The organism is Pectobacterium zantedeschiae, from assembly GCF_004137795.1.
In the GTDB taxonomy this organism is placed as follows: Bacteria; Pseudomonadota; Gammaproteobacteria; order Enterobacterales; family Enterobacteriaceae; genus Pectobacterium; species Pectobacterium zantedeschiae.
In genome coordinates this window covers 673,774-692,731 of the sequence record NZ_NWTM01000001.1, presented here as the reverse complement: position 1 = coordinate 692,731, position 18,958 = coordinate 673,774, and the positions used below count along the sequence as shown (strand labels likewise).

General features: G+C 50.2%; 18 protein-coding genes, 1 tRNA gene and 1 riboswitch. Of the genes, 6 read left to right on the top strand and 13 right to left on the bottom strand.

Translation table 11 applies throughout. The features are described from left to right. Positions 1–236 precede the first annotated feature (236 nt). The 6 genes from CLR69_RS03285 to CLR69_RS03260 form a co-directional block, all read right to left on the bottom strand. Positions 237–872, bottom strand: a complete 636-nt coding sequence (locus CLR69_RS03285; protein WP_129711653.1) for an urea amidolyase associated protein UAAP2 — start codon at positions 870–872, stop codon at positions 237–239. Between the two features lie 11 nt (positions 873–883). Further along, the gene (locus CLR69_RS03280; RefSeq protein WP_129706235.1) at positions 884–1,630 is read right to left on the bottom strand and encodes an urea amidolyase associated protein UAAP1; all 747 of its coding nucleotides are present in this window, start codon (positions 1,628–1,630) and stop codon (positions 884–886) included. Positions 1,631–1,643: 13 nt separating this feature from the next. Then, entirely contained in the window at positions 1,644–2,435 is a 792-nt protein-coding gene (locus CLR69_RS03275) for an ABC transporter ATP-binding protein (protein ID WP_129711654.1), read from the bottom strand. Beyond that, the gene (locus CLR69_RS03270) at positions 2,432–3,247 is read right to left on the bottom strand and encodes an ABC transporter permease (RefSeq protein WP_129711655.1); all 816 of its coding nucleotides are present in this window, start codon (positions 3,245–3,247) and stop codon (positions 2,432–2,434) included. Before CLR69_RS03270 ends, CLR69_RS03275 begins: the two co-directional genes overlap by 4 nt. A gap of 23 nt (positions 3,248–3,270) precedes the next feature. Beyond that, positions 3,271–4,329 carry a putative urea ABC transporter substrate-binding protein gene (locus tag CLR69_RS03265; RefSeq protein WP_129711656.1) on the bottom strand — a complete coding sequence of 353 codons (1,059 nt, stop codon included), beginning with the start codon at positions 4,327–4,329 and terminating at the stop codon, positions 3,271–3,273. Positions 4,330–4,388: 59 nt separating this feature from the next. Continuing rightward, positions 4,389–4,490: riboswitch (guanidine-I (ykkC/yxkD leader) on the bottom strand. A gap of 179 nt (positions 4,491–4,669) precedes the next feature. Further along, positions 4,670–5,083, bottom strand: coding sequence for a MarR family winged helix-turn-helix transcriptional regulator (locus CLR69_RS03260; RefSeq protein ID WP_129711657.1), 414 nt, complete (start codon positions 5,081–5,083; stop codon positions 4,670–4,672). 80 nt (positions 5,084–5,163) lie between these two features. On the opposite strand from CLR69_RS03260, the gene CLR69_RS03255 reads away from it, so the two are divergent. Beyond that, the gene (locus CLR69_RS03255; RefSeq protein ID WP_129711658.1) at positions 5,164–5,427 is read left to right on the top strand and encodes a DUF3861 domain-containing protein; all 264 of its coding nucleotides are present in this window, start codon (positions 5,164–5,166) and stop codon (positions 5,425–5,427) included. Between the two features lie 87 nt (positions 5,428–5,514). Here CLR69_RS03255 and katG read toward each other — a convergent pair whose 3' ends face one another. Together katG and CLR69_RS03245 are read right to left on the bottom strand one after the other, a co-directional pair. Beyond that, positions 5,515–7,689: a catalase/peroxidase HPI gene (katG, locus tag CLR69_RS03250; protein ID WP_129711659.1), complete on the bottom strand. Its 2,175-nt coding sequence runs from the start codon at positions 7,687–7,689 to the stop codon at positions 5,515–5,517. Between the two features lie 311 nt (positions 7,690–8,000). Then, positions 8,001–9,131, bottom strand: coding sequence for a metallophosphoesterase (locus tag CLR69_RS03245; protein WP_129711660.1), 1,131 nt, complete (start codon positions 9,129–9,131; stop codon positions 8,001–8,003). Between the two features lie 261 nt (positions 9,132–9,392). Here CLR69_RS03245 and CLR69_RS03240 point away from each other — a divergent pair, with 261 nt between their 5' ends. Continuing rightward, positions 9,393–10,166, top strand: coding sequence for a DeoR/GlpR family DNA-binding transcription regulator (locus CLR69_RS03240; protein WP_129706219.1), 774 nt, complete (start codon positions 9,393–9,395; stop codon positions 10,164–10,166). A 33-nt stretch (positions 10,167–10,199) separates the two neighbouring features. On the opposite strand, the gene CLR69_RS03235 is transcribed toward CLR69_RS03240, so the two are convergent. Continuing rightward, entirely contained in the window at positions 10,200–10,991 is a 792-nt protein-coding gene (locus CLR69_RS03235) for an HAD-IIB family hydrolase (RefSeq protein ID WP_129711661.1), read from the bottom strand. A 591-nt stretch (positions 10,992–11,582) separates the two neighbouring features. Here CLR69_RS03235 and CLR69_RS03230 point away from each other — a divergent pair. From CLR69_RS03230 to CLR69_RS03220, 3 genes are all read left to right on the top strand, one after another. Continuing rightward, positions 11,583–12,878, top strand: coding sequence for a cation:dicarboxylate symporter family transporter (locus CLR69_RS03230; RefSeq protein ID WP_129711662.1), 1,296 nt, complete (start codon positions 11,583–11,585; stop codon positions 12,876–12,878). A gap of 242 nt (positions 12,879–13,120) precedes the next feature. Beyond that, positions 13,121–13,197, top strand: a tRNA-Val gene (locus tag CLR69_RS03225). A 318-nt stretch (positions 13,198–13,515) separates the two neighbouring features. Beyond that, a protein-coding gene (locus CLR69_RS03220) for an IS3 family transposase (RefSeq protein ID WP_129711663.1) occupies positions 13,516–14,627 on the top strand; the annotation gives its coding sequence in 2 pieces (ribosomal slippage) (positions 13,516–13,777 and positions 13,777–14,627; 1,113 coding nt in all). A 33-nt stretch (positions 14,628–14,660) separates the two neighbouring features. On the opposite strand, the gene CLR69_RS03215 is transcribed toward CLR69_RS03220, so the two are convergent. The 3 genes from CLR69_RS03215 to CLR69_RS03205 are packed head-to-tail and all read right to left on the bottom strand — an operon-like array spanning position 14,661 to position 17,057. Continuing rightward, on the bottom strand, positions 14,661–15,305 hold the full coding sequence (locus tag CLR69_RS03215; RefSeq protein WP_197730533.1) for an HAD family hydrolase: 645 nt from the start codon (positions 15,303–15,305) through the stop codon (positions 14,661–14,663). 20 nt (positions 15,306–15,325) lie between these two features. Beyond that, complete coding sequence (locus CLR69_RS03210; RefSeq protein ID WP_129706142.1) at positions 15,326–15,787, bottom strand: nucleotide triphosphate diphosphatase NUDT15; 462 nt, start codon at positions 15,785–15,787, stop codon at positions 15,326–15,328. Between the two features lies 1 nt (position 15,788). Then, on the bottom strand, positions 15,789–17,057 hold the full coding sequence (locus CLR69_RS03205) for an FAD-dependent oxidoreductase (RefSeq protein WP_129711665.1): 1,269 nt from the start codon (positions 17,055–17,057) through the stop codon (positions 15,789–15,791). Between the two features lie 331 nt (positions 17,058–17,388). On the opposite strand from CLR69_RS03205, the gene CLR69_RS03200 reads away from it, so the two are divergent. Beyond that, entirely contained in the window at positions 17,389–17,997 is a 609-nt protein-coding gene (locus CLR69_RS03200) for a TetR/AcrR family transcriptional regulator (RefSeq protein ID WP_129706138.1), read from the top strand. 305 nt (positions 17,998–18,302) lie between these two features. On the opposite strand, the gene narP is transcribed toward CLR69_RS03200, so the two are convergent. After that, a complete protein-coding gene (gene narP / locus CLR69_RS03195; RefSeq protein ID WP_129706136.1) occupies positions 18,303–18,935 on the bottom strand; it encodes a nitrate/nitrite response regulator protein NarP in 633 nt (210 codons plus the stop codon). Positions 18,936–18,958 lie beyond the last annotated feature (23 nt).

The following is an 18,958-nucleotide window of genomic DNA, read 5'->3' as shown; positions in this document are numbered from 1 at the left end:
GACTCATGCAAGGGCAGGTCGTCCCGCCAAAATGCGATCCGCATGATGGTCGTCCATCGCGGTAACGGTCAAAGAATGTAGAGGCGTGCTACCACACCGGAATCATCAAGTTTTGTCAGACTGAGAACGGCTCGTCGACGGCAGAAAATACCGGTTCGCCCTCGCTTCCAACGCACTCAGCAGCCACATTTTTACACGCAGCCATCGCGTGTGTTTTTCACTGCGTCGATTCGGCGTCAGTTCCATACCAACACCTCCGCAGGCGTCGGGTTCCAGCCGTTACACGGGTTGTTAAGCTGTGGACAGTTGGAAATCAGCACGACGACGTCGGTTTCGGCGCGTAGCTCCACGTATTTTCCCGGCGCAGAAATGCCATCCTCGAAGGTCAGCCCGCCTTCCGCCGTGACTGGCACATTCATAAAGAAGTTGATATTCGCGCCAATATCTTGCTTGTTCAGGCGACCATCGTGCAGGCAGGCACAGAGAAAGTTGTCGCGGCAGCTGTGCATATAGCGTCGGTCGAGCGCATAACGTACAGTGTTACTCTCTTGCGCACAGGCTCCGCCCAACGTGTCATGTCGACCGCAGGTATCGGCGACGATCGTCAGCAGCGGATTGCCAAGGTTGGAATACAGCACGCTACCGGTCGTCAGGTAGACATTATTCTGACGTCGCAGCGTACGCTGCGGATCGTAGCGTTCACGCGGATCATCAACGCGATAGAACAGCGTATCTACGGCCTGATTACCTTCCAAATCCAGCAGCCGCAGTGTTTGCCCTTGTTTTACTTCGAATAGATAGGGTTCTCCGGCTGGGATGACATAGCGGAAGACCGCATCCTCGGCCACTTTATTGCTGGCAATTAACGTCATGTCTGGCCTCCTTACAGGTAACCGCGTTCGGTATTGTGAAACGCGCGTGCATTTTCCTCACGGAACTCACGGCAATATTTGGCGACATCTTCGCCCTCTCCTCGGCTCCAGGTGAGTGCAATCGGGCGCGGCGCATACGTCGGGTTGGGATCCATCGGGTGTTGCAAGGCGGTCAGCACCACCAGCGTGTCCATCGGTGCATACAGTTCAATGTAATCCCCCGCCTGAGAATGATTGGCATGAAAGTGAAATTGCCCCTGTGTATCCACGGTGACTTTGCTGAACAAGTTGATCGTCATCAGCAGATCTCGCAGGTTGAGATTCCATTTCCCCATTTCGACCAGCAGGTTATCCATACCGTTACGGAAAAAGCCGTTACGCAATTCCTGATAGCGCCCTTGCCCATATTTCTCATGCACCTCCTGCGCATTGAGTACACCGCCAACGCTGTCGTGCCAGCCGCAGGTGTCGGTAATAATCGCCGCCAGCACCCGTCCCATATCAGAATAAAGGCAGTGCCCAACCGTTAATTTGGCGGTGTGTTGCCCTTTCAGGGTATCCGGCAGGTTTAGACGCTCGCTGGTCTGGTGCGCGTTAAATAGCAACAGGCCAACATTGCCGCCACCTTCCACATCGGTTATCCGCAGAATCTGTCCGCGCTTGAGAATGAAGGAGGTATGGCCTCCACCCGGCACCGTTTCTTCATCAAACGTTGACCGGCCTGTCGATGTATTTTTCGATGTCTGTATCTCAGTCATCACAAAAAGCTCCTTAAACGGGGGATGTCACCGCACTGACAACAGGAGACAGCGGCGTAAGTGCGCGCTGGCGCGTGGCAAGACGCTCCTGATTCAGCGGGATGTCATAAGTAATACGTGCGCCATAGGCTTCCGGCGCATGGGGATCGACGCGCACTTTGTCGAACACCAGCAAACGCGTACCAAGGTGGAACCCTTCCGGCAAATCGTGGGTAACCATAAAGACCGTTAAGCGGGTTTCCCGCCACAGCTCCAGCAACAGGGTGTGCATATCGCCGCGAATACCGGGGTCCAGTGCCCCAAAGGGTTCATCAAGCAACAGGATGCGCGGCTGGACAATAAACGCCTGAGCAATCGCGAGCCGCTGCTGCATCCCGCCGGAAAGCTGATTCGGATATTTGTTCATGGTATGTCCAAGTCCGACGCGTTCCAGCATGCGAGTTGCTCTATCACGCATCTCCTGCTTGCGCCGCCCAAACAGCCTGCCGAACCAAGGGGATCGCGGTATTTCCAACCCAATCACCACGTTTTCCAGCACGGTTAAATGTGGGAAAACCGAATAGCGCTGAAACACCACGCCACGGCTGGCATCCGGCTCGGCGGGCAGCACTTTCCCTTCAAGCCGGACTTCACCACGGCTGGGCGTTTCCTGCCCCAACAGCAGACGCAGAAAGGTGGATTTACCGCAGCCGGATGCCCCGACCATCGTGCAGAATTCCCCTTCCGCGATGTTTAGGTTCAGCCGTTCCAGTACAACGTGGTCGCCGTATTCTTGCCAGATGTTATCGATCTCGATAAAACTCATGCTTTGCTTTCCTCTGACCACGGGAACCAACGGCGATGCAGCCAACGCAGTGCCATATCCATTAGCCATGCCAGCAGCGTGATCCACACGACGTAAGGCAGAATCACGTCCATCGCCAGATAACGGCGAACCAGAAAGATGCGGTAGCCCAGCCCTGCCGTTGCCGAAATTGCTTCGGCAGAAATCAGGAATAGCCACGCCGCACCCAGTAGCAGCCGCAGGGAAATCAGCAGTCGCGACAGCAGCTGCGGCAGGATGACGCGTAACACCACAATCCAGCTGTTCGCCCCCAACGTTTGTGCTTTGATTAGCATTTCCTGCGGGATATTACGGGCGCGCTGTTCGAGATCGCGCGCCAGCATCGGGGTGACGCCAATGACAATCAGCATCACTTTCGAAAGTTCATCCAATCCGAAGACGATGAAAAGGATGGGTAAAATCGCCAGCGGAGGGATCATCGACAGCACCGTCATCAACGGCGAGAGCGATGCACGGAACAGCGGAAAAGCCCCTGCAGCAATCCCAAACAGCAGACTCAACAGGCTGGCGATCCCCAAACCCAGCGCGAGACGTACCAGACTAGCCTGTGTATCCAGCCAGAACAGGTAGTCGCCGCTACGTTTGTCTTCGGTAAATGCCATGCGCTGGATCGCCTCGGTCATTTGCCCAAGACTCGGCAGCAGTTTGTCATTGGGATTGGCTTCCAGCCGCAGCGCTGACCCCACGAGGTACAGCACCAGCAGCACGGTAAACGGCAGCAGGACAAGCAGTAGCCGTCCACCTCGGCTGGGGGAGCGATTGATCAAGCGCACGATAGTCTCTCCAGTTTGCGAGGTCAGAGTTTGTTCTCTGCGGCCAGACGCACGAAGGTGTCGTCAAAGCGCAGTTTCACATTCGCGCTGTCACCTTGCGTGACCTGACCAGGGAACGTCATGCCGATAAAATCAGCACTCTGTGCGCCAGTGCCGAGCAACCCTTTATCAAAGGAGAAATCCGCAACGCGTTTCATGGTGTTAGGGAGATCCGCGCTGGTCAGAAACGCCAGATTGTCCTGCGCGGAATAAAACAGATGGGTGGTTTTTAGCTGTGCCTGATAGCCGGCTAAATCGGTACCGGAGGCGGCCGCCATCGATTCCAACGCCGGTTTGTCGCCCGTCTTCATCAGCGCCATCATTTCAAACCAGGCACCCGCTAGCGCTTTCCCCAGCGCCGGGTTCTCTTGCAGTGTCTGCGTGTTCACAACCATCATGTCGATCAGCTCGCCGGGGATCTGACCAGACTGAAAGACTTCCGTGGTATCCGGCTGGCTTTTAATTGCAGAAAGCTGCGGATTCCAGGCGACGGCCGCCTGTACGCTGCGGGTGGCGAAAGCGGCAACAATATCGGCATCCGACGTGTTGACGACGGTGACATCACGCTCCCGCAATCCGGCAGTTTCCAGACCGCGCACCAGCAGGTAATGGGAAACAGAGAGTTCAGGCAGGTTGACCTTCATTCCGCGCAGGTCGCTCAGCGTTTTCCCTTTGCCTTTGAGTACGATCCCGTCATTGCCCGCAGAGAAACTGCCAAGCAGCAGCGCCGTGGTATCCACACCGCCCGCGGCCGGAATAGTCAGCGCATCCATATTGGTCATCGTGCAGCCGTCAAACTGTCCGGCGGTGTACTGATTGATCGACTCGACGTAGTCGTTAAGCTGGGTGACCTTAATCTTGATACCGTACTTGTCGGCCCATTTATCGATAATGCCCTGCGTGCCGATGAAACCCCACGGCATCCATCCAGCATAGATAGTCCAGCACACGTTGAATTGCGTTTTAGGCGCAGCCTGTGAAGGGAAGCTCAGCAGCGCTGAGAGACTGAGGACGCAAACGCCCAGTAAACGAGATAGGTTCATGCCAGACCTCCGGTTGAGTAGGAAAAAAGCGGGAACAGCGCGACACCATAGGTGTTGCTGTCTCCCGGGCTTTTGTCCCGCCGTGTAACCTCAACTGGAGGTCGCCAGCTCTCGGACCAGACATCCATATTGCATGGATCGGAACCCTAGCCAGCTATTCAGGTTGTTCAGCGCCCTGTGTGGTGCTGTCCCAAATAAATAGTAGCATAATGTGTGCCAACACAGAGGATGCCCGCTACAGCTGGCGCTTGTGCAGAGAAGAACACCGCTCTCGCGTCATCGCGGTGCAGCAGCACGATGAATGCGCCTCACGGCAGTGCAGAGATCTTCATGCCTGAATCTAGTGTTTAGAATCGTTCGCCGCTATTTTTTCCAGCAGCGCACTAAACATGGCTTGTTCGTCCGAGGACAGTGCCTGAAGCATCTGTGCCTCTATCTGCTTTTCCTGATGCAGAAAAATCTGCGTAAATGCTGCACCCTTATCGGACAAACTGAGCCACACACTGCGCCCATCATCCGGGTTATCTATTTTGCGGACATAATCACGCTTGACCAGCTCTGCCACCATGCGGGTGATTTGCGCCTTATCCCGCCCGACAGTTTTCGCCAGCGACTGAGGCGTAATCCGCCCTTCCATCGCGATGATCTTACATAGCCGGATATGTACCACATCCAGACTAATATCATGCGCTTTCATCTGTTCCTGCATCTGTGCCTTATAGCGTTCTAATAAGGCAAAAAGGGCTTTCATCATTTTTATTGACTCAATCAACCAATAACTACATAGTTGATTTTATCAACTATCTATCACAAGTTCAATTTACCGAGGCCGCAATGGGAAACGTCTATCAGATTACGGTGGAAGAAAAAGACGAGCAGCAACGCACACTGTCGTTTGAATTCTCGCTTCACGATGACCTGTTCAAGCTACTGGAAAAAGTCGATGGCAAGATGGACATGACGCCGGAACAAACTCAGGCTTTTATGGTGGGGTTAAAGTTGTTTGGCGAGGTGATGATGCAGCAAAGAAAGCATCCGCTGTTTAAGGCGTTTTCCGTCCCGTTCAGGGAATTCATGCTGAACCTGAAGAAACCGTGATCGGCACAGACACACCGAAAATACTATCACAGTAGAAAATGATTCTCCCTACGCGGCACAAGCGCCCACGCAGGGAGTGGTTACGTCTTACTCTGCCAGATCGAAGCGATCCGCATTCATCACTTTCACCCAGGCAGCAACAAAGTCATTCACAAATTTCTCTTTGCTGTCGTCCTGTGCGTAAACCTCAGCGTAGGCACGCAAAATAGAGTTGGAACCAAAGACCAGATCCAGACGTGTCGCCGTCCATTTGACTTCACCCGTTTTACGATCGCGGATTTCATACAGGTCTTTGCGGTAGGGCTTCCACGTGTATTTCATGTCGGTTAGGTTGACGAAGAAATCATTCGTCAGTGCCCCTTCACGATCGGTGAATACGCCGTGCTTCGTACCGCCGTAGTTGGTTCCCAGCACACGCAGGCCGCCCACCAGCACGGTCATTTCTTTCGCAGTCAGCCCCATCAGTTGGGTGCGATCGAGCATGAGCTCCTCTACGCTAACGGCATAATCTTTCTTCAGCCAGTTACGGTAGCCATCATGAATCGGTTCGAGGACATCAAAAGACTCCACATCGGTCAGAGCATCGGTGGTGTCGCCACGTCCCGGCGCAAAGGGCACGATCACATGTACACCCGCCGCTTTTGCCGCTTTCTCAATCCCCACATTGCCTGCCAGAACAATGGTATCAGCCACGCTAGCCCCCGTTGCGGCCGCAATATTTTCCAAAACAACGAGCACGCGTGCCAGACGCGCAGGCTCATTCCCTACCCAGTCTTTCTGCGGAGCGAGACGAATACGAGCACCGTTGGCACCGCCGCGCATATCAGAGCCACGGAACGTACGGGCACTATCCCAGGCGGTTGCCACCAGTTCGCTAATGGAAAGGCTACTCTCGGCAATGCGTGCTTTGACAAGTGCAACATCATAGTCGGTACGACCCGCTGGAACCGGATCCTGCCACAGTAAATCTTCCTGCGGCACATCCGGGCCGACGTAGCGCGCTTTCGGCCCCATATCGCGGTGCGTCAGTTTGAACCATGCGCGGGCAAACACTTCAGAGAAGTAAGCCTGATCCTGATAGAAGCGCTCGGAAATCTTGCGATATTCTGGGTCAACTTTCAGCGCCATATCGGCATCGGTCATCATCGGGTTGTAGCGGATAGACGGGTCTTCAACATCAACCGGTTTATCTTCTTCTTTAATACTGACAGGTTCCCACTGTGATGCACCCGCTGGACTCTTTCTCAATTCCCACTCGTGGTTCAACAGCATGTGGAAGAAGCCGTTGTCCCATTGCGTAGGATGCGTGGTCCAGGCACCTTCCAGCCCGCTGGTGACGGTATAGCGACCTTTGCCCGATCCCGTCGGGTTATGCCAGCCGAGACCTTGCTCTTCAACATCCGCACTTTCTGGTGCCGCCCCCAGCAGGCTAGCATCACCGTTGCCGTGGGTTTTACCTACCGTGTGTCCGCCCGCCGTCAGAGCGACGGTTTCTTCATCATTCATCGCCATACGAGAGAACGTAACGCGCATATCCTGTGCCGTACGCAGCGGATCGGGATTGCCATCGACGCCTTCCGGGTTAACGTAAATCAGCCCCATTTGTACGGCAGCTAGCGGATTCTCCAGCGAGGTACGATCGTCGCTGCCATAGCGTTCCGTACTTTTTGCCAGCCACTCTTTTTCCGCTCCCCAGTAGGTGTCTTTTTCCGGTTGCCAGATATCTTCACGACCAAAGGCAAAACCGAAAGTTTTCAGCCCCATGGATTCATAAGCGATATTGCCCGCCAGAATAATCAGGTCTGCCCAACTGAGCTTATTGCCGTATTTTCTTTTGATCGGCCACAGTAAACGGCGCGCTTTATCGAGGCTGACGTTATCCGGCCAGGAGTTAAGAGGTGCAAAACGTTGGTTACCAGTTCCGCCGCCGCCACGACCGTCGGTTGTGCGGTAGGATCCTGCCGAGTGCCAGGCCATACGAATCATCAGGCCGCCGTAGTGACCCCAGTCCGCTGGCCACCACTCCTGGCTGTCGGTCATCAGTGCATGCAGGTCTTTTTTGAGGGCATCGACATCGAGGATTTTGAGGGCTTCACGGTAGCTGAAATCGCTGCCTAATGGGTTGGTCTTGGTGTCGTGCTGATGAAGAATGTCGAGATTGAGGGCATTTGGCCACCAGTCAGTGTTTGATGAGCCAGTAGAAGTGTTTCCGCCGTGCATAACCGGACACTTGCCGGCTGGTTTCGTTTTATTCTCGTCCATCATTATCTCCCAGTATGTTGCATTGCCTTAATCGCTACGCAAGAAGGTGGGTCGTTCTCCGATAGCCTTGTCATGTGACGACGGAGCCTTCACCTATTCCCTCTTCTTGATGCAAGACAGTGCCAGAGTCTCCCTATAATTTATAATTGTATATGCTAACTTCTGCGATAGCTTAACCTGATGAAAAGTGGCTCAATCGCACATTTTTCCTATCTGCATCAATAATCTCGCGATAGAACCGCTTGTTATAATGAGCCTGCTTGTGATCGCGGCCTCTTTCAGGAAGCCGCTGATTCGGCTACCGCAAAAAACTACAGCGCAGGCGAGCGGAGTATGAACTGGGTAATTTCAGCGCGTTTCCCTAATCGGACCGGAAAACCGTTCCACAAGCCTGCACCATTACTGACGTATAAATGCATGCCATCAACGTCATAGCTGCCGGAGACATAGCCTTCATTCGCTAGCTGTGTTACCCAATGCATGCCCAATATCTGACCACCGTGCGTATGACCGGAGAGCTGTAGATCGACTCCAGCGTGCGCATTCTCTTTCGCCCCCGTGGGTCGATGGCTCAGCAGAACAACGGCGCTCTCCGGTGATATTCCCTCAAGCGCGGCACGCGTATCCGGCAGCAGCTGTTGAAAATCCGCAGCGGTGCGATCGGTGATGCCCGCCAGCACAAACGCCGCATTATCACGGCTAATCGCCACATGTTCATTGAGCAACATGCGTAAACCCAGCGCATTCAACCGCTGCACCCATTGCGTATATTCCACGTAATATTCATGGTTGCCCACGATGGCAAACACGCCGTGCGGGGCAGTCAGGCTACGCAACGGCTCCATATCATCATGACGGGCGCTAACGGTGCCATCGGCCAGATCGCCCGTAATTACCGTCAGATCGGGCTTAAGCGCGTTGGTTTTCGCCACCACGGCTTCCATCCAAGCGCGCTGCAACAAACGGCTAGCATGTAAATCAGTTAGCTGTACCAGTCGGAAACCATCCAGTGCAGGCGGCAGCTGTTTCAATTCGACTTCTACCGTACGGACGTCAGGAACACGTACGGCTTCCCACACGCCAATAGCCGCCAATCCCATCGCCGCAGCAGCAATTCCGCAACGCAGCGCCATATTGTTCAGCAGAATATTTCCGGCTGACCGGGATAAAAGACGCCCCACTATGCCTAGAAGATCGATGGTCAACAGCAGGAATGCAGATATCAACAGCGCACCGAAAGCCCATCCCAGCAGCATCAGGACGAATGCAGGCACTTCAGGCGACGCCATCGTGCCAAAAAAAGTACGCGTAATCAGATGATGCTGAGAAACCAGCAGCAACAACACCGCCAGCATGCGTTTTACAGGCATACCGACACGTAAGCGCCAAATCAGACGCCAGATAACATAGAGGGCGATGAGCCCAGTAATGACATGAAACACGGATGTTTTTCCCTCTTATCGATGCGCCGATGTGGTAACGCTGGCGTTATATCCCACTGCACGTTTTATAGTGATCGCAATATATTGTGTCAAACCGTTTACAGCGGGGTTCACATATTGGGGATCAGCGCAGCAGAGATGTTGTGTTGCCAGAGGGGGCGGATTAACATGACGCGATTCCATGCTGTAAATATCACTGACCAGAGTGAAGCCTGCTAGCTGGCTACAGCTGTGTATGATTTTGATTAACCAAGGACATTTATGTTCGATTACACCGACTTTCCCGAGCAACGCCAATCCAAAATCAGGCAGATCCTCAGTGAGGAAGGCAAAGTCGTCTGCACGCAGCTCTCACGTGAATTGAACGTCTCCGAGCACACTATACGGCGCGACCTGAAGGAACTGGCGCAATCTGGTGCCTGTAAGCGCGTTTACGGTGGAGCGGTCAGCCTACCGCCAGAGGCCATCGATTTTGCCAGCCGGGAAACTATCGACACAGCCCAGAAAGATCGCATCGCCCAGGCCATTATCCCGCTAATAAAACCCAACGGTTGCGTCTTCTTTGATACTGGTACCACCAATTTAGCGGTGGCGAAGCAGATCCCGCCGGGGCTGAAATTTACCGCCGTGTGTAATTCGCCGATTATTGCGGCAGAGCTGATGCGGCATCAGGATGTAGAAGTGGTTTTTCTTGGCGGAAGGATTCAGAAAGAAATCGGCGCCGCAATTGGCATCGATACGCTCAGACAGCTAGAGAAGATGTATTTCGATCAATGTCTGCTGGGAGGCTGCGCCTTTGATGCGAATGAAGGTTTGACCGTTTTTGAATATGACGATGCAGAATTCAAAAAGTGTCTGGTCACCCGCAGCAGCGACGTGATCGTGGCCCTCACCGCGAATAAGATCTCCGCTCTGGCGCGCTATCGCGTCGCTGAATGTGATGAGATCGCCACGCTGGTGACCGACGACGAAATATCCCCTGCCAGCCAAAGCGTACTGAGCGAAAAAAATCTGGATGTGATTATCGCCCGATAATATTTGCGGTAGCCTAACTGGCTACTAACGCAATCACGATAGCAGCAGCTTTATCGTTTTTAGTACACCATCGTCATCATTGCTGCGGGCAATAAAATTCGCCGCAGCTTTAGTTTCTTCAAACGCATTACGCATCGCAAAGCTGTAAGCTGCACGGCTCATCAGTTCAATATCATTATAACCATCGCCGAACACCATCGTTTCATCAGGCGTAACCGCTAATATGTTCTGAAGGATCTCTACGGTGTGCCCTTTGTGTACGCCAACATTGGCAATGTCGATCCAGGCAGCTTCGGAAACCACGATATAGACATGGTCGTGAAACGCCTCGAGATACTTCGCCGTCTCGTGACAGTGTCCCGCAGGGTCATAAACCGTGATTTTCACAAAGTCATCGGTAACGGTAGCAAAGCTGGGTATCAACGTCACGTTGGCGTACGATTGCTTGACCTTTTCCAGTAACGCTGGACTGATTGTCTCCTTTACCATCGCCCCATTTGGCGTACAACCGATGATCACATGCTGGTTGTCTACGCTTTCCAGCACACCAATCAGACTCAACGCAAGACGGTTTTTGATGAGCGATTGGTAAATATAATCGCCCTGATGTTTGATGCGCGTCGCGCTGTCTCCCAGAATCCAGATGTCTTTCGCCTCATCGCCAAAAAGCGCTTCTACCCGTTCGCACTGCTTGCCGGTACAGGCTGCAAACTGTACGCCCTTCTCTTTCATTAACGCATAAACCTCTGAAAAAAAAGCGCTGTTGTAATCGCCATCGCTGTGAAGAAACGTGCCGTCCAGATCGGTAATTACCAACTTGATCATTCCACTCTCCTTTCAGATTGTACATGCACAGACAGCCGTATATCAGGCTGGGCATAGCCCGCTGAGCAAGGAAAAATATCGCTTTTGTGCGGTGAATTAGATGACTGACGTGATGATTAAATGCCAATGCTCGATTTAGCTTAATCATGTATCAATCAAGCATCATGGAGCAATAACAATACAATAAAAATCACTTATCGCGAAGTTATTCATAAAACCCATTGCCACAACGCAATAAAAATCAGAATCAATCAATAATGAGCATCAAGGAGTAATAAAAAGTAGCAGTAGAGTTGGTATGCGGTTGGCAACACTTAAATATCCAACCGAGATCATGTTATTCACATTTCATTAAACCCCACCGTTGACAACGTCACTGCAACGCCACATTAATATGTACGGACAGGTTAAAATGTCCGTACATATTAAAATATAACATTAGCTATAAAACATGATTCCTGATGCAGGTTGTATCGCTAAAAATCAAAAAAATCCTGTTAGTTCATGTCATTAGAGGCATTCACTACATGATGGCGAGTTTTGCGGGTTCAGCCGTTATCCGTACTGTTTCACCTACAAGAGATAAACACTATGTCGACAAAAACACCGGTCTGGAAAGGTCTGACATTTCAGGTTCTGGCGGCGATGGCACTGGGTATCGCCCTCGGTTTTGCCGCACCGGAATTGGCAGCAAAGTTTAAAATACTCGGTGACATCTTTCTGAAGCTCATCAAGACCGCCGTCGCGCCACTCATTTTTTTCACGGTAGTGCATGGCATCGCCTCCGCAGGGGATATCAAGAAAGTGGGCAAAATCGGCGTGCGAGCGCTGATCTATTTTGAACTGGTTTCTACATTTGCCCTCGCTCTCGGCCTCGGCTGGGCAAATCTTATTAATATCGGATCAGGTATTCATGCTGGGAGTATCAGCCAGACGGCTAGCGCTGCCGTTGACTCTGCGATAGCGAAAGGCCACATGCCGACCACCACGATGGATTTTATCTACGGTATTTTCCCTGATAACTTTATCGGTGCCTTCGCTGGCGGACAGCTCTTACAAGTACTGGTGGTTTCACTGATTTTTGGGTTCGCATTACTCGCACTCCCCCATGAAAAACGCAGCGTGATTGAAAATGGCATGAACCGCATTTCAGAATGCTTCTTCGAGTTCATTAATTTAATCATGAAATTAGCCCCGATTGGTGCCTTCGGCTCCGTAGCTTATGCGATGGGAAGTAACGGCAGCAGCGTGCTGCTATCTCTGCTGAATCTGGTATTAATGTTTTATGCCGCCGTCGCCTTTTTCATCATTGTTATCCTGGGCGCTATCTGCCGATTTGCCGGGTTTAGCCTGACTCGCTTTCTTAAATACATCCGCGATGAGATCGTCATCGTGCTGGGTACGGCCTCGTCCGAAAGTGCCTTACCTCGACTGTTACAGAAACTGGAACGTTTTGGTTGTTCACGCCAAAGCGTGGGGCTGATTCTCCCAACCGGCTACGCATTTAATCTCGACGGAACCAGCATTTACATGTCGATGTGTACGCTGTTTATCGCCAATGCCTATGGCGTCGACCTGAGCTGGCAACAACAGATGGGTATCCTGCTCATCATGCTGGTGACATCAAAAGGCGCCGCAGCCGTCTCTGGTGGCAGCTTCGTGGTATTCGCGGCAACGGTGGCGACAGTAGGTAACCTGCCGATAGAAGGATTGGCGTTAATTTTCGGTGTCTATCGCTTTATGTCTATGGCGATCGCGTTGTGCAACACCATCGGAAACAGCGTGGCCACTATCGTCGTCGCAAAATGGTGCGGGGAATATTCACCTCAGCCGGACAACGCACCGGACAGCTCGATCCTCACTCAGGAAAGCCGCCCTGCCAACTAATCGTCAGCCAAGAGCAGAAAAAGAGGGTTACAGACATCAGCCATGGCGTTCAAGTAGCGTCCTGGCTGAATAATGTCGCTTCAGCGCACGAATACGGCTAAACATTCGGCACTTGAAAGAAGATGATAAACAAAGCGCTTGCCACCGACGTCAGAGCCGTCCATAATAGCGCTCATTCCAAACGCTGGAATGAAGAAAAGCATTCTAATCAAAACGTTACTGATTAAGATGTTATCTCCTGTACGACCGTAGCTCAGTTGGTTAGAGCACCACCTTGACATGGTGGGGGTCGGTGGTTCGAGTCCACTCGGTCGTACCAATTCATGTTCTATAAATATTATCCTGCGCCCGTAGGTTAATGAATATGAATTGAAATTTCCCTTACTCGTCTCTTGTTAATTTCGTAAAAATCCATCGACATTCCTGCTTATTTTTTGCTTTTGTTTTAATGATTCAGGCCGCTACAGCTAATGGATACTGCTGAAAATCAGTTCTTCTATAACAGCCTGAAAATGCCGTCGCCGAGGGAATACAGAAGTAAACTCTTAGCAATGAATTTGTAAGTATCCCTGCAAAACGGACCATTCACTTTTAGAGATCTTCCGACATACTGACTATGTCCTTTGAGGAGATCACCATGCGCAAAGCCCGATTCACCGAACACCAGATCATTGCCGTTCTGAAGTCCGTCGAAGCCGGACGTACCGTCAAAGATGTCTGTCGCGAAGCGGGAATATCCGAAGCCTCATACTACAACTGGAAAGCGAAGTTTGGTGGGATGGAAGCCTCTGATATCAAAAAGATGAAAGACCTAGAGGACGAAAATCGCCGCCTGAAGCAGATGTTTGCCGACCTGAGTCTGGAATGCCGGGCGCTGAAAGACGTCATCGAAAAAAAGCTTTAAAACCAGCGATAAAACGTGAGCTCGTCAGCTATCTGACCGCGCAGTTTACGATGAGCATACGCCAGGCATGCAGGACGTTATCGCTGAGCAGGACGGTTTTTCGCTATCAACCGGACACGCGACGTGATGAATCGGTGATCCAGGCTTTGATTGAACTGGCTGAACGCTATCCCCGCTACGGCTTTAAGAAGCTTTTTCAGGTGCTTCGCAGGCAGGGGCATGTCTGGAATCACAAGCGGGTACACCGGATTTACCGCCTGTTGAAACTGAATTTTCGGCGTAAGGGTAAACAACGTCTGCCGGTGCGAAATCCGGCTCCGCTGGCCACGCCGGAAGCACTCAACCAGAGCTGGTCGATTGATTTTATGCACGATGCACTGACATGTGGGCGACGTTTTCGGACTTTCAACGTCGTGGATGATTTTAACCGCGAGGCTCTGGCGATAGAAATTGACCTGAATATCCCGGCTCAGCGGGTCGTTCGGGTACTGGACAGGATAGTAGCAAACCGTGGATATCCGCTGAAAATGCGGATGGATAACGGGCCAGAACTGATATCACTGGCTCTGGCACAATGGGCTGAAGACCACGGTGTGACGCTGGAATTTATCAAGCCAGGTAAGCCAACGCAGAACGCCTTTATTGAACGGTTTAACCGGACGTACCGGACAGAAATCCTGGATTTTTACCTGTTCAGAACGTTGAACGAAGCACGGGAAATCACGGAACGCTGGGTGACGGAATACAACAGCGAGCGGCCTCATGAATCCCTGAATAACCTGACGCCGGAAGAATATCGGCTGATGGCCGAGAAACCGGAAATCTCAAAAAGTGTGTGGAACTAAAACAGGTATGCTTACAAATTGACCGTGTCCGTTTTAGCTGGGGCAACTCCGGTTGGATAACAAATGATGAGCAAAATATTTTCGGGCAAGCAAATAGGCTTCCCACATATTTTCGCCTTCATAGTTTACGCGTGCCCATGGAACAATATGTTGATCACCATTTACTGACACTGTGTTTTTCAGTGCATGAAAAAGCGGTATATCCGATGCAGAATCACCATACGCTATACATTGATCACGGTTAAAGCCATGGTGAGATAATTCATCGTCTGTAATAGAAACCTTATCTTCCGGGCACAGAATATAGTCAGGATTCAATGCTTCATTGAAGGGTAATTGAGGAAATTTCGACGCTTTAACAATGTCAACGCCCATAGATAATAGGTGATTGGCAAAAAAGTCGGGAGACATCGTAATAACCAATGATTTCTCTCCCCTACTACGTATATCCCTTAATACCTTCCTCACATTATTTATCCAGGGAGCAGAGTGAGCCGCTTTAGAAACAGAGTCTGGCGTCAATTCATTCCATAAATAAAAAATCTGCATTGCGAATTGTTGAGTGTTAATAATACCTCTTGAGAAATCATGTTCAAGGTTTTGTAACTCTTTCACACAGCCAAGAACTTTGGCTATCTCCATACTGGCAGTGGTACCCCGTAGAAGGGTACCATCCATATCAAACACATGAAGCAGACTCAAAATTTACGCTCTTCTAATGGTGCAATTTTATATGCTTGCCATTTAGATGATAATTCGGTGTTATTACAGCATGCAAGAACAGCCGCGCTGGCTGGAAATAACGGTTCTGGGAGTGCCTCTGGATGAAACCATTTCCAACATGTAAAAATATGCGGCTCCAGCACTTCTGGAGTAGCACCCATTTCAGGGAGAGCAAGAACAACCGCGCCCGTTATTGACGTTACCGACGCATCTAATTGTTGATTAATTGCAATAACAAATGCACCCGTGAACCCACTCAAGCCTGCTTCCTCTGCAACTTCACGTATAGCGGCATCCTCGAATGATTCACCTGCTTCAACATGACCACCCGGTAAACACCATGAGGGAGACTCCCCCAACTTGTCTCTATATCCAAGTAGTACCATGCCATCTGGCCGAACAACAACAGCCCCTACACCCACAATAGCCCGATTCATCTCACGCACGTCCTTTACTAACTAACTCATTGATAACTGAATCCGCAGCATAGTGCCCACTAATAAAGGCTGCGACTATTCCCCGAAACAGACCACATGCATCACCAGCAACCCATGCTGGAATATCAGGCATACGTAGATTGCCATCCACACAAGGATACCATCCCACGCCCTCAAGAGTCGGCCCAATCAACCGTGTCTGAGAATGATCAATCGAGGGAAATTTTCCTATAAGCTTTTGGACACCCAGTAACATAATTTCCCGCAATTTCTTTCCATATACCTTATCCAGGGCGTCGATAGCATCAGTGTTTCCCTGCAACGCATCCTGAAGCGATACTCGGAAGTAGGAATGTTTGTCTCGCATTGCGACAATAACTGATTCAATAGCATTGATAGCAAGTTTTTCATCAAGAATGCGGGTATTAAATCCAACGTTAGATTTCCCCGAAGCGGGTCCATCTGAGTGCCCAGACACCGTCCATAATTGCTGAGTTTCAGTAAATACGGTTTCTCCATTCCTGCAGGCACAGAATGTACGCCATTCTACATTACCATCTTCCGATTGCAGCTTTAGCTTAGGATCGAGTTGAGTCATCCCATTAAAAAATGATCTCTCATGCGGTTGCTCAATTCTGAATCCTACTTCCAGCCGTTGGAACGACCGGGGAACATCCAGAGCCTTCCATAAAGGGCCAAAGCGCCCACTGGCTATTATTAGCCGTTTAGCTTTGACGGTATAACGCTCATTACTGGCCCCCTCTAAGATCAATTCAAATCGGTCATCATCTTTATTATATAAATATGAATGGACTTGAGTCTCCGTAGCAATATCAGCAGAAAGGTGACTGACCAACTGTCCAATTAATTCAATACGAGCTTGCAATGACAAGTAATCTGACGGATAGGCCTTCAGCACCCATTCCCCAGCGCCAACAGCATAATCTTCTGGGTTAGATGGATAAGGAGGTGTGTCTAATCCATATGATTTCAGTAGATTGCATGTCCAGTCATATGCAGCACGTAAATCTTTGCTACGGGGTAAGTTCCAAAGGTTGCTTGCTGAAGGGAAAAATGAAAATTTCCCATCAGAATAAAGCCCTGCCCCGCCATGCCCTTGGGTTAGTTCAGACTCAAGATCCTTATCACGTTCAAAAATTGAACGTCCCTGATCGATCAGTAATACACTGCATTCAAATTTATCTAAATTCTGAACTGCAGCCAAACCTGCAGGACCGGCTCCTATAACAGCAACATCATACTCAGACATAGAAATAACCCCCTTTCATCATATTATTTGTATCCAAGTCTCCAGAACACTCTGCGGCTGAAGACATTTTCAATCGGCAAGATTGAAATTCGAAACGAATCGTATCGTATCTAAATATGGACATTCAAAATGATAAGTTCCTCACAGAGACGACGAGTTCTAAGTAGGGAATCGGACTGCTTTTATCTTAAATATTAAGAAATAAATGTTGAATATTGAGAAAAAAATACGACTCAAATCGTATTTAAATTGATGGATGCTTGATCCCAAAAAAATATTTGTCAATTATGGACAACTATTTTCATTTATATTCATCTGAGGAAGGTATAACTTGTCGCTCTCCACTCGTTCAGGACGTCCCCGAAGTAATCAGGTAACCACTACGGTACTGAAAGCTGCACTGAATCTTGCTAAAACAGGCGGGATTTCCTATGCGACGATTGAAAGAATATCCCAATGCACAGGGGTAGCAAAATCAACTATTTACCGACGTTGGCCAAACGCATCTGCCATTGTAATGGATGCATTTTTACAGGATATTGGACCACTTATCCTCTACGAAAAATATTCATCCATCACTGATACAGTACGCACGACACTTTATTCATTAGTGGATGCGTTAACCGGTGAGCGAGGAGAATTATTACGACATCTGCTTGGTCTGGCTCAATTTGAGACTGAGCTCCAGGAAGCATTTCTCCAACGCTGGATAATGCCTCGACGCCAACTTGGACTCCGTGCATTAAAACAAGCGATTGAGTCTAAAGACCTGTCCCCAAAAACAGATCCTGAGTTAATACTTGATATGCTTTATGGTGCGATTTATTACCGATTGGTCGTTTCCTTTGAGCAACCTGATACACAGTTTATGGATAATTTGGTTGATAGGGTATTCCATGGCTTACTGTGTAACAATGAGTCCCCAGCCGTGGAAAAATGATTATATATCATTAATTTATATAGAATTTAGACCTGCGAAGGTTTTCTTGCATGCAGCCAATCGTAAAGGCGCTTACTATTTGGAGATTAAAAGTGTACTCCCTACCCATTCATCACATCAAGAAACATGACAAGGGGTGAGTTTCCTAAAAATGTCAAAAAATAGAGACTTTGCAAGTAGAAATTTTCTGGAGCTCATTCAAAAACGAGATCAGAAAAATAGAGAATCCACACCCTAATCATAAAATGAAATAACAACAGCTCAAAACCAAGGTATCACTTCATCGTTCAGACAACATCGCAGCCTTACTGGCCGCGAGTTTCCAGATACAGTACTGTGGCAGCGACGCGGGAGCGTACGTTGAGTTTGCGCAACATGTTGCGAATATGCACTTTCACCGTCTCTTCTGAGATATACAGCACCGCGGCGATTTGCTTGTTGGATAGCCCTGAAGCCACTTCCTGAAGCACATCCAGCTCGCGCTCCGTCAATACGGTAAAAGGCGACGGCGTCTCTTTTATGGCGATGCGATGGCGCAAGACATCACGAACCTGTTCACTGAATGCATCGCAGCTGCGAATGGAATCCAATAAGTGTTCTGGGGCGCTGTCTTTCAGCAGATAGCCATCGGCACCCGCGTCCATCAGCGCATAAATATCGCTGGGCGCATCCGAAACCGTCAGGACAATTACGCGAGCGCAGATCCCATCACGTCGAAGCGCGTGCAGCGTATCCAGCCCGCTCAATCCTTTCATGTTGAGATCGAGCAAAATAATATCGGGAGAATCCCGATTCGCGAGGCTTAATGCCTCCATGCCATTGCTCGCTTCCCCAATCACGTCAAAGTTGGCATCGGTTGCCAGTAACTGACGGATTCCCCGGCGCATAAGCGGATGATCGTCGACGATCAGCACGCGATAAGATGATTTTTCTGACATGCCCAGCCCCAATGTAATATGGA

Bases quoted from the DNA above. Each gene is read 5' to 3' on its own strand.
- CLR69_RS03285 (WP_129711653.1), bottom strand. From the start codon at position 872: ATGACGTTAATTGCCAGCAATAAAGTGGCCGAGGATGCGGTCTTCCGC.
- CLR69_RS03280 (WP_129706235.1), bottom strand. From the start codon at position 1,630: ATGACTGAGATACAGACATCGAAAAATACATCGACAGGCCGGTCAACG.
- CLR69_RS03275 (WP_129711654.1), bottom strand. From the start codon at position 2,435: ATGAGTTTTATCGAGATCGATAACATCTGGCAAGAATACGGCGACCAC.
- CLR69_RS03265 (WP_129711656.1), bottom strand. From the start codon at position 4,329: ATGAACCTATCTCGTTTACTGGGCGTTTGCGTCCTCAGTCTCTCAGCG.
- CLR69_RS03260 (WP_129711657.1), bottom strand. From the start codon at position 5,083: ATGATGAAAGCCCTTTTTGCCTTATTAGAACGCTATAAGGCACAGATG.
- CLR69_RS03255 (WP_129711658.1), top strand. From the start codon at position 5,164: ATGGGAAACGTCTATCAGATTACGGTGGAAGAAAAAGACGAGCAGCAA.
- katG (WP_129711659.1), bottom strand. From the start codon at position 7,689: ATGGACGAGAATAAAACGAAACCAGCCGGCAAGTGTCCGGTTATGCAC.
- CLR69_RS03240 (WP_129706219.1), top strand. From the start codon at position 9,393: ATGTTCGATTACACCGACTTTCCCGAGCAACGCCAATCCAAAATCAGG.
- CLR69_RS03235 (WP_129711661.1), bottom strand. From the start codon at position 10,991: ATGATCAAGTTGGTAATTACCGATCTGGACGGCACGTTTCTTCACAGC.
- CLR69_RS03230 (WP_129711662.1), top strand. From the start codon at position 11,583: ATGTCGACAAAAACACCGGTCTGGAAAGGTCTGACATTTCAGGTTCTG.
- CLR69_RS03215 (WP_197730533.1), bottom strand. From the start codon at position 15,305: ATGGATGGTACCCTTCTACGGGGTACCACTGCCAGTATGGAGATAGCC.
- CLR69_RS03210 (WP_129706142.1), bottom strand. From the start codon at position 15,787: ATGAATCGGGCTATTGTGGGTGTAGGGGCTGTTGTTGTTCGGCCAGAT.
- CLR69_RS03205 (WP_129711665.1), bottom strand. From the start codon at position 17,057: ATGTCTGAGTATGATGTTGCTGTTATAGGAGCCGGTCCTGCAGGTTTG.
- narP (WP_129706136.1), bottom strand. From the start codon at position 18,935: ATGTCAGAAAAATCATCTTATCGCGTGCTGATCGTCGACGATCATCCG.